The 13,267-nt window shown below is 72.0% G+C and carries 9 protein-coding genes; 3 read left to right on the top strand and 6 right to left on the bottom strand.

The window, feature by feature from the left end:
* Nucleotides 1-76: 76 nt before the first annotated feature.
* Nucleotides 77-1,396 (bottom strand): serine hydroxymethyltransferase, encoded by a 1,320-nt coding sequence (gene glyA / locus AB0G47_RS15015; RefSeq protein ID WP_360768835.1) that lies wholly within the window; start codon nucleotides 1,394-1,396, stop codon nucleotides 77-79.
* Between the two features lie 242 nt (nucleotides 1,397-1,638).
* Here glyA and rocD point away from each other — a divergent pair, with 242 nt between their 5' ends.
* Entirely contained in the window at nucleotides 1,639-2,841 is a 1,203-nt protein-coding gene (rocD, locus tag AB0G47_RS15010; protein ID WP_360768832.1) for an ornithine--oxo-acid transaminase, read from the top strand.
* Nucleotides 2,842-2,904: 63 nt separating this feature from the next.
* On the opposite strand, the gene AB0G47_RS15005 is transcribed toward rocD, so the two are convergent.
* A complete protein-coding gene (locus tag AB0G47_RS15005; RefSeq protein ID WP_360768830.1) occupies nucleotides 2,905-6,792 on the bottom strand; it encodes a BTAD domain-containing putative transcriptional regulator in 3,888 nt (1,295 codons plus the stop codon).
* 177 nt (nucleotides 6,793-6,969) lie between these two features.
* On the opposite strand from AB0G47_RS15005, the gene AB0G47_RS15000 reads away from it, so the two are divergent.
* The gene (locus tag AB0G47_RS15000) at nucleotides 6,970-8,004 is read left to right on the top strand and encodes an NADP-dependent oxidoreductase (protein ID WP_360768827.1); all 1,035 of its coding nucleotides are present in this window, start codon (nucleotides 6,970-6,972) and stop codon (nucleotides 8,002-8,004) included.
* On the opposite strand, the gene AB0G47_RS14995 is transcribed toward AB0G47_RS15000, so the two are convergent.
* The 3 genes from AB0G47_RS14995 to AB0G47_RS14985 form a co-directional block, all read right to left on the bottom strand.
* On the bottom strand, nucleotides 7,994-8,785 hold the full coding sequence (locus tag AB0G47_RS14995; RefSeq protein WP_360768824.1) for an SAM-dependent methyltransferase: 792 nt from the start codon (nucleotides 8,783-8,785) through the stop codon (nucleotides 7,994-7,996). The genes AB0G47_RS15000 and AB0G47_RS14995 overlap by 11 nt on opposite strands.
* 117 nt (nucleotides 8,786-8,902) lie before the next feature.
* A complete protein-coding gene (locus AB0G47_RS14990) occupies nucleotides 8,903-10,096 on the bottom strand; it encodes a glutathionylspermidine synthase family protein (protein ID WP_360768821.1) in 1,194 nt (397 codons plus the stop codon).
* 31 nt (nucleotides 10,097-10,127) lie between these two features.
* The gene (locus tag AB0G47_RS14985) at nucleotides 10,128-10,532 is read right to left on the bottom strand and encodes a hypothetical protein (protein ID WP_360768818.1); all 405 of its coding nucleotides are present in this window, start codon (nucleotides 10,530-10,532) and stop codon (nucleotides 10,128-10,130) included.
* A gap of 195 nt (nucleotides 10,533-10,727) precedes the next feature.
* Between AB0G47_RS14985 and AB0G47_RS14980 the strand changes: the two genes are divergently transcribed.
* Nucleotides 10,728-11,573 carry a hypothetical protein gene (locus AB0G47_RS14980; RefSeq protein WP_360769044.1) on the top strand — a complete coding sequence of 282 codons (846 nt, stop codon included), beginning with the start codon at nucleotides 10,728-10,730 and terminating at the stop codon, nucleotides 11,571-11,573.
* Between the two features lie 269 nt (nucleotides 11,574-11,842).
* Here the strand turns inward: AB0G47_RS14980 and AB0G47_RS14975 are convergent, their stop codons facing one another.
* Complete coding sequence (locus tag AB0G47_RS14975; RefSeq protein WP_360768815.1) at nucleotides 11,843-13,249, bottom strand: PLP-dependent aminotransferase family protein; 1,407 nt, start codon at nucleotides 13,247-13,249, stop codon at nucleotides 11,843-11,845.
* Between the last annotated feature and the right edge of the window lie 18 nt (nucleotides 13,250-13,267).

Raw genomic sequence — 13,267 nt, 5'->3', positions numbered from 1 at the left:
GGATGTGTGAGCGGTGCGGCCTCCCCCGGCCGGTGAGGTGACCGGCGGAGGGAGGCGGGACGTGATCTGCCGGGGATCAGTGGGTCGGCAGGCCCGGGGCCGGATGGGCGGCCATCAGGTCGGCGACCTCGGAGCGGATCTTCGTCAGGGCGTCCTCGTCGCCGGTGCGGGCGGCGGCGACACCGCGGTCGATCCAGTCGGCGACGGTCGGCATGTCCTGCGTGCCGAGACCACGGGAGGTGAGCGAGGGGGTGCCGATGCGGACGCCGGACGGGTCGAACGGCTTCCTCGGGTCGTACGGCACGGTGTTGTAGTTGACGACGATCCCGGCCCGGTCGAGGGCCTTGGCGGCGACCTTGCCGGGGACGTCCTTGGGGGTGAGGTCCATCAGGATCAGGTGGTTGTCGGTGCCGCCGGAGACCAGGTCGAAGCCGCGGGCGAGCAGCGCTTCGGCGAGGGCCCTGGCGTTGGCGACGACCGCGTGGGCGTAGTCGCGGAAGGAGGGCTTGGACGCCTCGTGGAGGGCGACGGCGATGGCCGCCGTGGTCTGGTTGTGCGGGCCGCCCTGCAGTCCGGGGAAGACCGCCTTGTCGATGGCCTTGGCGTGCTCCTCGCGGGACATCAGCATCGCGCCGCGCGGGCCGCGCAGGGTCTTGTGGGTGGTCGTGGAGATCACATCGGCGTGCGGCACCGGTGAGGGGTGTGCGCCGCCGGCGATCAGACCGGCGATGTGCGCGATGTCGGCGACCAGGACGGAGCCGGCCTCGCGGGCGATCTCGGCGAACGCGGCGAAGTCGATGGTGCGGGGAAGGGCGGTGCCGCCGCAGAAGATCAGCTTGGGGCGTTCCTTGAGGGCGAGGTCGCGTACTTCGTCGAAGTCGATGAGGCCGGTGTCGTGGCGGACGCCGTACTGCACACCGCGGAACCACTTGCCGGTGGCCGAGACGCCCCAGCCGTGGGTGAGGTGGCCGCCCATGGGCAGGGCCATGCCCATCACGGTGTCGCCGGGATCGGCGAAGGCCAGATAGACGGCGAGGTTGGCCGGGGAGCCGGAGTAGGGCTGGACGTTGGCGTGCTCGACGCCGAAGACGGACTTGGCGCGGGCGACGGCGAGGCGCTCGACGGGGTCGATGTTCTGCTGGCCCTCGTAGTAGCGGCGGCCCGGGTAGCCCTCGCTGTACTTGTTCTGCAGGACGGTGCCGGAGGCTTCGAGGACTGCGGTGGAGACATAGTTCTCGCTGGGGATCAGGCGCAGGGTGTCGGCCTGGAGCTGTTCCTCGGCGCCGACGAGGGCGGCAAGTTCGGGGTCCTGCGCGGCGAGCGCGGGGTGGCTGAGGGCGTTCGGCGAAGGCAAATCGGCCGATGAAGAAGACGAGGAAGGAGAGGGGTGGGTCATGGCGTCCTCCGGGGCGAGCGGTGAGTGTCCGGTCGTGGTCCCGGGGTGCCCAGGCGGGCGGCACCTCGAAGGTTCTGCCTCGCACGGCTTCCCCGGGGTCCGTTCCCCGCGCGCCAGTCGCCGTGCTGTCGGAGCCAGCCTAGCTGGCGCGCCGGGACGGCAGGTTTCTTCGTCCACGATCCGAGCGACGATAGAAATTGGGCGCCACACCCGCCCCATGCCGCAGGACGATCGGAGACCCCGTGTCGACTACCGAAGAGTTCATCAGCTCGGCCGAAGCGCACAGCGCGCACAACTACCATCCGCTGCCCGTCGTGGTCGCGTCGGCGGAGGGTGCGTGGATGACGGACATCGAGGGGCGCCGCTACCTCGACATGCTGGCCGGATACTCGGCGCTCAACTTCGGGCACGGCAACCGCCGCCTGATCGATGCCGCCAAGGCACAGCTGGAGCGGGTGACGCTCACCTCGCGGGCCTTCCACCACGACCGGTTCGCCGAGTTCTGTACGCGGCTCGCGGAGCTGTGCGGCAAGGAGATGGTGCTGCCGATGAACACAGGGGCGGAGGCGGTGGAGACCGCCGTGAAGACGGCCAGAAAGTGGGGGTACCAGGTCAAGGGGGTGCCGGACGGGCGGGCGAAGATCGTCGTGGCGCGCGACAACTTCCACGGGCGGACGACGACCATCGTCAGCTTCTCCACCGACCAGGAGGCGCGGGCCGACTTCGGCCCGTACACGCCGGGATTCGAGATCGTCCAGTACGGCGATCTGACGGCGATGCGGGCCGCGGTCACGGAGAACACGGTGGCGGTGCTTCTGGAGCCGATCCAGGGCGAGGCCGGGGTTCTGGTGCCACCGGCCGGATATCTCGCGGGTGTGCGGGAGCTGACGCGCGAGCGGAACGTGCTCTTCATGGCGGACGAGATCCAGTCGGGGCTCGGCAGGACGGGCAGGACGTTCGCGTGCGAGCACGAGGGCGTGGTGCCGGACGTGTACATCCTGGGCAAGGCGCTCGGCGGGGGTGTCGTTCCGGTGTCCGCGGTGGTGGCGGACGCGGATGTGCTCGGGGTGTTCAAGCCGGGTGAGCACGGTTCGACGTTCGGCGGCAATCCGCTGGCGTGCGCGGTGGCGCTGGAGGTCGTCGCCATGCTGGCCACGGGCGAGTTCCAGCAGCGGGCCACCGAGCTGGGCGAGCATCTGCACTCCGAGCTGGGGCTGCTCGCCGGCACGGGCGCGGTGACGCAGGTGCGGGGCCGTGGGCTGTGGGCGGGCGTCGACATCGACCCGTCGCACGGCACGGGCCGGGAGATCTCCCAGAAGTTGATGGACCGGGGGGTGCTGGTCAAGGACACCCATGGGTCGACGATCAGGATCGCCCCGCCGCTGGTGATCAGTAAGGAGGACCTGGACTGGGGGCTTGATCAACTCCGGGCGGTGCTGAGCTAGTTCGGCGTGCCGCACCCTGGCGGGGCCGCTCCCCCGCCGGGGAAGGGATTGCCCCCTAGGGGCTCACCAGCCCTCCGGTGGGGATGTGTGGCCGTGGGTGAAGGCGGCGGTGTAGTCGTCCTCGCCCAGGGCAGTGCGGGAGCGGTGGGCGGCGCGGTCCACGTCGGCGCGTTCGGCGGGTGGCAGTGGGCTGCCGGCCGCCTCGCGCAGAGCGGCCGCGGCGCCGAGGAGTTCGGCGGCGCGGGTGTGGTCGCCCGCAAGGGAGTGGGCGCCGGCCAGGCCCTCCAGGGCCAGGGCGACCGCGCGGTCGTCGCCCGTGGCGCGGGCCGTGGTGAGGCCTTCGCGGTGGAGTTCCTCCGCGCGTTGCGCGTCGCCGCGCTGTTCGGCGACGTAGCCGAGCTGGGCCAGGATCAGGGCGGAGCCTGAGTCGACGCCCAGGCGGCGGTTCCAGGCGAGCCACGGCAGGAGGTGCTGCTCGGCGGTGTCGAGGTCGCCACGGCGGCGGGCGCCGATGGCCAGGCCCGTCTCCGCGAACTGCTGCGCGGGGCGGTGCGAGTGCTGCTCGGCGAGTCGGGCGGCGCGTGCGTGGAAGTCTGTGGCGGCGGCGTCGTCGCCGGTGAGCAGGGCGATGCGGCCGAGGCGTGAGAGGCGGAAGGAGACATCGGTCCACAGGCGCAGTTCCTCCGCGTCGCGCATGCCGTCGCGGTGGAGCCGGGTGGCGGCTTCGTAGTCGGCGGCTATCTCGGCGAGGACGCCGAGTTGCTCGGAGGCCTGCAACTGGCCCCAGCGGTCGCCGAGTTCGGCGAACCGGGCGGCGCTGTCCTCGGCGTCGCGGCGCAGGGCCGGGAGGTCGCCGCGGTAGAGGGCCAGCGTGGCACGGACACTGAGGGCGGCGGCCACACCCCAGCGGTCGTCCGCCGCGCGGAACTCCTCCAGGATCCCGTCGATCGTGGCGTCCCCGTGCGGCGTACGAAATCCACAGCCGGCGTAGGCGAGCAGCCAGCGGGAACGGGGGTCGGCGTCGTCATCGGCGGCGATGTCGCGGGGTGCGTCGCCAGTCAGCAGGGCGAAGGCGGCGCGGGCGGTACGGGCGGAGGCGGCGGCGCTCCCGTTCGGATACGGGTCCAGGGCACCCCCGAGCGACCGCTCGGCTTCACCGAGACGACCGCGGAGAAACCAGTACCAGGTCAGGGAGTTGGCGAGGCGCAGGGAGAGGGGGGTTGCGGCGGCGCCGGGGGCGGGGCGGTCCTGGGCGGCAGGGCGAGCCGATGGCTCGGAGAGCGTGCTGCCGCCGGGCACACTGCGGGTGGCGGCACCGCCGGTGGTGGCACCGCCGGTGAGTGCACTGCCGGTGACAGCACTGCCGGTGAGTGCACCGCCGCCGGACACACCGGATCCGCTCGGATCGCCGATGGGTACGGTGCCGCTGAGGGCGTCAACGTGCGCCGTGGTGGCGCCGAGTGCGGTATCGGTCCGGGCTGAATGGCTCGGGGGCGCGTCGCCCGGAGCGGTGAGGTCCGAGGATGGCGTTGACCCACCCGAGGGGGACACGACAAGGGCCGGCCCGTCCTCGGCCTGGTCGTCGTCCATCGCGGCCCACTCCAGTGCGGCGCGCAGGTTGACCGTTTCGGTGTCCAGGCGGTGCAGCCAGTGGTGTTGGGCGGGGCCGCGAAGTTGGCCGGCGGCTTGTTCGGCCAGGTGGGTGTAGTGGCGGGCGTGGCGGCGGCGGGTGTCCTTCGTCTCTCCCGCCTCGTCGAGGCGTTCGAGGCTGTAGGCGGTGACGGATTCGAGCATGCGGTAGCGGATGCCGTGCGTGTCGTCGGTGCCGGGTGCCGCCGTGAGGAGGGAGCGGTCGACCAGGCGGGTGATGAGGTCGAGTACGTCCAGGGCGGGGCCGGGCGTCTCCGCCGTACCGCCGCCGGGGCCGGGTGTCGCGGCCGTGCTCCCGCCGGGGCCAAGCATCGCGCCCATGCCGGCGCCCGGGCCAGGCATCGAACCCTTACCCCCGCCAGAGCCAAGCGTCGCGCCCGCGCCAGGCATCGCACCCGCGCCGCCGCCCGCGCCAGGCATCGCATCCATGCCGCCGCCCGGGCCAGATGTCGCACCCGTACCCCCGCCAGAGCCAAGCATCGCGCCCATGCCCCCGCCCGCGCCAGGCATCGCACCCGTACCCCCACCCAGGCCAACCGTCACGCCCGTCCCCCCGCCAGGGATTCCCGGGGCTTTGTACACCGCTTCGGCGGACTGGAGGGTGAATCCGCCGCTGAAGACCGACAGTTGGCGCAGCACGGACTGCTCGTCCGGGGTCAGCAGTTCCCAGCTCCAGTCGATCATCGCGCGCAGGGTGCGCTGGCGGGCGGGGGCGTCTCGGCGGGACTGGTTCAGGAGGCGGAAGCGGTCGTGCAGGCGGTCGGCGAGGGCGTGTACGCCGAGGGCTCGTACGCGGGTGGCGGCCAGTTCGACGGCGAGCGGGATGCCGTCGAGGCGGCGGCAGATGAGGGCGGCGGCGTCGGTGTTCTCCGCGGAGAGCGCGAAGCCGGGGGCCGTGGCCGCGGCCCGCGCAGCAAACAGCTCCAGGGCCTCATCCTCGCCGAGGGGTGCGACGGCCTCCAGGGTCTCGCCGGCGATGGCGAGGGGTTCCTGGCTGGTGGCGAGGACGCGTAGACCGGGGGCGTGCCGTAGGAGTTGGTCGAGGAGCGCGGCCACTTCGTCGAGTACGTGCTCGCAGTTGTCGAGCACCAGAAGCAGCCGCCGCGGGGCGAGCGCCTTGGCGAGCACCGTCGCGAGGGGAGGGGGCGAGCTCTCCGCTCCCCGAGCGCTTCCCCAGGCACCGCGCCCGCCCTCCGGCTCCTCGTCCCGGATCACTGAAACGTCGTCGCGGATGCCCAGCGCGGCGGCCACCGTCTCGGCCACGCCGGTCCTCGTGCCGGCCAGCTCCGCCAGCCACACGCCGTCGGCCAAGTCTTCCGTGAAGTCCTTCGTAAAGCCCGCCGCCGCCTCCAGTGCGAGGCGGGTCTTGCCCACACCGCCGGGGCCCGTGAGGGTGACCAGGCGGGTTGTGGAGAGGAGTTGGCGTACGCGGGCCACCGCCTTCTCCCGGCCGATCAATGCCGTCACGGGTGCGGGGAGATTCGTGAGGGGGTGTGCAGGAGAAGAAGGCGTCGGCGCGGACAGCTCAGGGGACTGGCGGAGCATCGCGCCGTGGAGGGCGGTCAGTTCCGCACCGGGGTCGATGCCCAAGTCGTCGGCCAGGCGTTCGCGCAGGTCACGGTAGGTGTCCAGGGCCTCCGTCTGGCGCCCCGCACGGTAGAGGGCGCGCATGTAGGCACCCCGCAGCCGTTCACGCAGCGGCTGTTCGGCCACCAGGTCTGCCAACTCATCGGCCAGCGCGCCCTGTTCACCCGGACCTGCCAGGTCAAGCATGATCTCGGCCCGTATCTCCTGGGCCGTCAGGCGCTGTTCCTCCAGCCGCGCCACCGCCGCCCGCGCGAAGCCCGCGTCCCGGAAGTCCGCGTAGGCCTGTCCCCGCCACAGCGCCAGCGCCTCCGAGAGCCACTTCACCTTCGTACGAGAATCCGTACGAGAATCCGCAGGCGGCTCGGCAGCGTCGTACGCCAACGCAGTCAGCGCGGCGAACCTGCCCGCGTCCGTCGACTCCGCGGCCACCCGCAGCACGTACCCGGACGGCCCGTGCGCCACCAGCTCCCGCGCGCCCGGCTCCGCCTTCTCCAGGGCCCGGCGCAGCTGGGAGACCTTGGTCTGCAGGGTGTTGGCGGGGTTGCCCGGCAGGCGATCGCCCCACAGGTCGTCGATCAGTACGTCAGCCGGGACCGGCCGCCCCTCGTGGAGCAGGAGATTCGCGAGCAGCGCACGGACCTTCGGCTCGGGAACCGGGACGACCGCCCCGCCCTCCGTGCGCACCACCAACGGGCCCAGCACCTCGAATCGCATGCCGCAACGGTAATGCGGGCCCGCGGCACAGCGATCACCAGCCGCACCCGGCCCCCGCGCGCGAGCCGTCAGCCCCCGTGCGTGAACCGTCAGCGTTCCGTGCGCGGCTCCCGGCACGGTAGTCCCATCACCGCAGCACAACACCGAACACCGGACACTCAGAGAAGGAACGTCACCATGAACACCGCCACCTCCCGCGAAATCCGCCTCGCCGCCCGCCCCACCGGCGAACCCTCCCCCGCCGACTTCGAGTTGGTCACCACCGGCATCCCCGAGCCCGCCGAGGGCCAGATCCTCGTACGCAACACCTGGATGTCCGTGGACCCGTACATGCGGGGCCGCATGGACGACGCCCCCTCCTACATCGCGCCCTTCGCTCTCGGCGCCGCCCTCGAAGGCAGCGCCATAGGCGAGGTCGTCGCGTCCAGGGCGCCCGGCATCCCGGTGGGCGCGAGCGTCTCGCACTTCCTGGGGTGGCGGGAGTACGCCGTGGTGGACGCGGCGGCGGCCACCGTCATCGACACCTCGCTCGCCCCCGAGGCCGCCTACCTCGGCCCGCTCGGCACCACCGGCCTGACCGCGTACGCCGCGCTCACCCGCACCGCACCGGTCCGTGCGGGCGACGTCGTCTTCATCTCGGCGGCCGCAGGCGCGGTCGGCAGCGTCGCGGGACAGCTGGCCCGCGAGCTCGGGGCCTCCCGTGTGATCGGCTCGGCGGGCGGACCGGCGAAGACCAAGAAGCTGCTCGACACGTTCGGTTACGACGCGGCCATCGACTACCGCCAGGGCGGCATCGCGCAGCAGCTCGCCCAGGCCGCCCCCGACGGCATCGACGTCTACCTGGACTCGGTCGGCGGCGACCATCTCGAAGCCGCCATCGGCGCCATCCGCACCGGAGGCCGCATCGCCCTGGTGGGCGCCATCAGCGGCTACAACACCACCGAGCCGGCGCCGGGGCCGAACAACCTCTTCCGTGCCGCCACCCATGAGGCGACCCTGCGCGGCATGCTCGTCAGCAGCCACTTCGACCTGTTCCCCGAGTGGATCGGCAAGGCAGCGGGGCTGCTCGCCGACGGCACCCTGCGCACCGAACAGACCGTCGTCGATGGCATCGAGCAGGCGCCCGACGCCTTCCTCGGTGTGCTGCGCGGCGCCAACACCGGCAAGATGCTCGTCCGCCTGACGCCGGATTCCCCCGGCCTCAGCGCTTGAGGCCCACCCCGCCGAACATGGCCACGTCCGCAAGGCCGGACGCCGCATCCGTCTCCGGGCGCCAGCGGTTGCACGACACCACGCCCGGGTCGAGGAGTTCGAGCCCGTCGAAGAACTCCGCGACCCGGTCCGGGGTGCGCTGGGTGAGCTTCGGTGTGCCGTTCTCGTTCCAGAACGCCACGGCCTCGTCCACGTCGGGCATCGCCGGGCTGGTGATGGTGTGCGAGAGGACCAGGTGGCTGCCGGCCGGGAGCGCGTCGAGCAGGCGGCGCACGATGCCGTACGCCTCGGAGTCGTCGTCGATGAAGATGACGACTCCGAGGAGCATCAGCGCGACGGGCCGGTCGAAGTCCAGGGTCTTGGCGGCGTGTTCGAGGATGGCCTCGACATTGCGCAGGTCCTCGTCGAGGTAGTCGGTCTTCCCCTCGGGCGAGCTGGTCAGCAGCGCCCGCGCGTGGGTGAGGACCAGCGGGTCGTTGTCCACGTAGACGACGCGCGTCTCGGGGGCCAGGCGCTGTGCGACCTCGTGGGTGTTGTCGGCGGTCGGCAGGCCGGTGCCGATGTCGAGGAACTGGCGGATGCCGCACTCGGTGACCAGGTGGCTCACCGCCCGCCCCAGGAACAGCCGGTCGGCGCGGGCGTATTCGCCGATGCCGGGGTGCAGCGTACGGATCTGGTCCCCGGCCGCCTGGTCGACCGGGTAGTTGTCCTTGCCGCCGAGCCAGTAGTTCCAGATGCGGGCCGTGTGCGGCTGCGTGGTGTTGATCCTGCTGTCGGCCATGATGCGGTTCGCCTCCGTACGTGATCGGATCGATCAATCCGCAGGGTACTCAGGCGAGTTGAGGCCACCGGCAGCAACCCCGGCCTGAGCACCCAACCCAACCCCCGACCCCCAGCCTCAGAGAATCACGTGCGGCAGGAACCTGGCGTACTCGTCCGTGATCAGACCCGACGACTCCCGGATGCCGAGCCCCGCCGACTCGTCCTCGACGACCCACGCGCCGAGCACGACGCGGTTGCCGTCGAAGTCGGGCAGCGGCGCCAACTCCTGGTAGCAGCAGGCCTCTTCGCGCAGGGAGACCGGACCGTCGGCCGGCGGGTGCACCGTGACGCCGGCGCCCTCGCGGCCGAGCAGCGGCTTGGCGACGTAGCCCCGTTCCGACGCCAGCTCGCGGGGGCCGTCGAGATAGGCGGGGAGGAGGTTCGGGTGGCCCGGGTAGAGCTCCCAGAGGATCGCGAGCAGCGCCTTGTTGGAGAGCAGCATCTTCCAGGCAGGCTCGATCCACAGGGTGGAGCCGGTGCCGCCGCCGTTGTCGAGGGTGTCCAGGACGTGCGGGGCGAACCGGTCGGTGGTGAGCCACTCCCACGGGTAGAGCTTGAAGCAACTGCGCATGAAGCGGAGCTTCTTGTCGACGAACCGCCCCGAGAGCCGGTCCCAGCCGATGTCCTCCATGGAGATCGCCTCGGTGTCGAGCCCCGCCTGCTGCGCGGTCTCGCGCAGATACGCGACGGTCATCAGGTCCTCGCCGAGCTCGTCGCCCGCGGAGTGCGCGAAGTACAGCGGGCCGCCGGGCGGCAGCAGGGCGGCCTGCTTCTTCCAGGCGTCGACGAGGCGTTCGTGGAGGGAGTTCCACTGGTCGGCGCCGGGGAAGCGCTCCTCCATCCAGAACCACTGCGGGCTCGCCGCCTCGACCAGGGAGGTCGGGGTGTCGGCGTTGTACTCCAGGAGTTTGGCGGGTGCGCCGTCACGGCCGTCGTAGTGCAGGTCGAACCGGCCGTAGAGGGAAGGGAGTTCGGCGCGCCGGTGCCAGGCCTCGGTGACCGCTGCGGCGACCCGCGGGTCCGTGATGCCGAGGTCCGCGAGGCGGTCGTGCGTGACGATGTGCCCGGCCGCCGCGATGCACATCGCGTGCAGCTCCTCGACGACCTCCTCCAGGGCCTCGACCTCGGGCAGCGAGAAGACGTAGCAGGCGGACTCGTCCCAGTACGGGCGGAGCGAATCGTCCGGGTAGCGGGTGAGCGGGTAGATGAGCCCCTGATCCTCGACGGTCTGCTGCCAGCCGGGGCGTGGGGTGAGGGTGCGGCGTTCCATGGTCTCGAACCTCGGTCTGTCCGGTTCCGGCTCAGCCGCCGCCGCTGCCGCTGCCCGAGCAGCCGAAGCCGTCGCGGTCGACGGCCTCGCTGTGGCTGAAGGTGCCGTAGTCGGCGTAGCGGCCGTCGATGTCCGCGTCGTAGTACCAGTCGGCGTCCATTCGGCCGGACTTGCCGGTTCCGGTTCCGGTTCCTGTTCCGGATCCATAGGAGCTGCCGGTGTTGCGGCCCTTGCCGGACGAGTACGACGATCCGCCGCTCTTGCAGTTCTTGTCCGCGACGATCTTGTAGCCGTTGACGAGGTCGTAACTGTCGCGGTCCACACACCGCTTGTCCGGCTCCGAGCCGCAGGCGCTCAGGGTCGCCGCGAGGACACCCATTCCGCCGAGCACGACCGTGCTTGACCGCAGCCTGCGCCGCTGCTTCTCCGCTGCCATCGGTTCTTTCACTCCCCGTTGTTTGTGTACGTGTTGCTTGCGCACGTGTTGCTTTGCGCACGTGTTGTTGCGTACGCGGTGTTTGCGTACGTGATGTTGTACGTGATCGGCGATCAGCGTAGGTAAGCCTCCGCCCGGCCCGCCAACCGGCTCCACGGAATCCCCTTCCTCTACAGTCACTTCGTGTCTCTTGGGATGATTTGCGCGCTCGGTTCAGCGGTCTGCTTCGGCACGGCCTCGGTCCTCCAGGCGATCGCCGCGCGTGCGACCGCGCCGGGTACGGGATCCGGAGTCGATCCCGCACTGCTCCTGCGGGCGGTGCGCCAGTGGCGGTACATCGCGGGGCTCGGCCTCGACGGGCTCGGATTTGTGCTGCAGATCATTGCCCTGCGCTCCATCCCCATCTATGCCGTGGGCGCGGCGCTCGCGGCGAGCCTCGCCGTGACGGCGGTGGTCTCTGCGCGGCTGCTGCGGGTGCGGCTGAGCGGGGTCGAGTGGGGAGCGGTGGGGGTGGTGTGCGCGGGGCTCGCGATGCTGGGGCTGGCGTCGGGCGAGGAGGGGGACACGGGCGGGTCGACGACTCTGCAGTACGCCATGTTGGGCGTGGCGGTGGGGGTGCTGTTGCTCGGGGCCGTGGCGGGGCGGCTGCCGGACCGGGGGCGGGCGTTGGCGCTCGGGCTCGGGGCGGGGTTCGGGTTCGGGGTGGTGGAGGTGGCGGTGCGGCTGATCGACGAGGTGTCGTTGGGCGCGCTTGTCACCAATCCGGCGACGTACGCGTTGCTGGTGGGCGGCGGTGCGGCGTTCCTCCTGCTGACGTCGGCCCTGCAGCGGGGCTCCGTCACCACCGCCACCGCGGGGATGGTGATCGGGGAGACGGTGGGGCCTGCGCTGGTGGGGGTGGTGTGGCTGGGGGACCGGACCCGGGAGGGGCTGGGGTGGCTGGCGGTGCTGGGGTTTGTGGTGGCGGTGGCGGGGGCGTTGGCGCTGGCGCGGTTCGGTGAGGCGGGGGTTGGTGAGGCGGGGGTTGAGGGGGCTCGGTAGGGGCGTTTCCCTTTCCCCGATCCCACCCCTACCCGAATCCCTTCCGGCTCCGCCGGCCGCGAGCTGACCGCAGATCACCGCCTCCGGCGAGCTCGTCCTCAAACGCCGGACGGGCTGAAAGGGCGGGCAACTGCGGGGCAATCGGGTGGGCGGGCGGGAAAGCTTTCGCCGCGAAGCGGCGGTACGGCGGCGCGCCCGACGACAGCACGTCGGCCGATGGGAGCCGCTGCGGGGCAATCGGGCGGGTGGGCGGGAAAAGCCCTGCCCCCCTACGGCAGCACCCTGCACAGTGCGTCCAGCGCCCCCGCCCACGCGTGATCCGCCGGCGTCCCATACCCCACCACCAGCGCATCCCGCAGAGCAACCCGCGCCGCGGGATGCCGGAACTGCTCAAGCCCCTGCAGGGCAAGGCGTTGCCAGCTAGCCGCCTCCACCACCGAGCGCTCCGTGCCCGCCGGGAGTTCGAGGACCGCGTGCAGGCCCGCCGCGATCCCCGACACCCGCACCTCCGGCGCCCGCGAGGCCAGCGCGGCGACCAGTTGGTCGCGGCGGCGGCGGTAGCGCAGCCGTGCGCCGCGCACATGACGGTCGTACGCACCGGACGTGATGAACTCCGCGAGCGTCAGCTGATCAAGCACCCCGCAGCTCCAGTCGGTGCCGCCCTTCGCCTCGATGACCTCCGCTGCGACCGGCGCCGGCAGGACCATCCAGCCGAGCCGGAGGCCGGGAGCCAGGGACTTGCTCGCCGTGCCGAGGTAGACCACGCGGTCGGGGTCGAGCCCCTGCAGCGCGCCCACCGGCTGCCGGTCGTAGCGGAACTCCCCGTCGTAGTCGTCCTCCAGGATCAGCCCGCCCGTGCGCCGCGCCCAGTCGACGGCGGCCGCACGCCGGTCGGGGTGCAACGGTACGCCCATCGGGAACTGGTGCGCGGGGGTGAGCAGCGCCACCTTCGCCGAGCCAGGCCCCAACTCGGCGGTGGATGTGCCCAGTTCGTCGAAGGTCAGCGGTCTTGTCCGCAGCCCCGACCGCCTCAGGATCTCCCAGTGGGCGTCGAGTCCGTACGGCTCCACCGCCACCTCCCGCAGCCGACGCGCCCGCAGCACCTCGCCGAGGAGCTTCAGTCCGTGTGCGAAGCCGGCGCAGATGACGATGCGGTCCGGGTCCGCATGCACTCCCCGCGCCCGCGCGAGGTAGTCCGCGAGGGCGGTGCGCAGCTCGGTCCGGCCGCGCGGATCGCCGTAGCCGAGCGCGTCGTTCGGCGCGGCGTTCAGCGCGCGGCGGGCGGCCTTGAGCCATTCGGCGCGGGGGAAGGACGCGAGGTCCGGGGTGCCCGGCATCAGGTCGTACGTCGGTGCGCCGCCGACCCGGCGGGGCCGCGCGGGCGCCGTGGGACGCGGGACCCTCCGCTCGGCGACCCGGGTCCCCGACCCCTGCCGCGCGGTGAGCCACCCCTCGGCGACCAGGTCCGCGTACGCGTCGGCGACCGTGTTGCGCGCGATGCCCAGGTCGACGGCGAGCGACCGTGAGGAGGGCAGCCGGGTGCCGGGGGCCAGGCGCCCGCCGCGCACCGCCTCGCGCAGGGCGTCCGTGAGCCCCTTGCGCACACCGGAGCGCGACGCGTCACCGGCCGTCTCCAGATGGAGGTCGACCCCCAAAGTGGCCCACGATTCTTCCATGGAAATGGACCATACCTC

Source organism: Streptomyces sp. NPDC021622, assembly GCF_040640795.1.
Taxonomy (GTDB): Bacteria; Actinomycetota; Actinomycetes; order Streptomycetales; family Streptomycetaceae; genus Streptomyces.
Note: the sequence above shows the minus strand (reverse complement) of the source record. Positions and strands in the feature narration are given on the sequence as shown.

Excerpts from the sequence above, each read along its gene's own strand:
- glyA (WP_360768835.1), bottom strand. The coding sequence starts at position 1,396 with ATGACCCACCCCTCTCCTTCCTCGTCTTCTTCATCGGCCGATTTGCCT.
- AB0G47_RS15005 (WP_360768830.1), bottom strand. The coding sequence starts at position 6,792 with ATGCGATTCGAGGTGCTGGGCCCGTTGGTGGTGCGCACGGAGGGCGGG.
- AB0G47_RS15000 (WP_360768827.1), top strand. The coding sequence starts at position 6,970 with ATGAACACCGCCACCTCCCGCGAAATCCGCCTCGCCGCCCGCCCCACC.
- AB0G47_RS14995 (WP_360768824.1), bottom strand. The coding sequence starts at position 8,785 with ATGGCCGACAGCAGGATCAACACCACGCAGCCGCACACGGCCCGCATC.
- AB0G47_RS14990 (WP_360768821.1), bottom strand. The coding sequence starts at position 10,096 with ATGGAACGCCGCACCCTCACCCCACGCCCCGGCTGGCAGCAGACCGTC.
- AB0G47_RS14985 (WP_360768818.1), bottom strand. The coding sequence starts at position 10,532 with ATGGCAGCGGAGAAGCAGCGGCGCAGGCTGCGGTCAAGCACGGTCGTG.
- AB0G47_RS14980 (WP_360769044.1), top strand. The coding sequence starts at position 10,728 with ATGATTTGCGCGCTCGGTTCAGCGGTCTGCTTCGGCACGGCCTCGGTC.
- AB0G47_RS14975 (WP_360768815.1), bottom strand. The coding sequence starts at position 13,249 with ATGGAAGAATCGTGGGCCACTTTGGGGGTCGACCTCCATCTGGAGACG.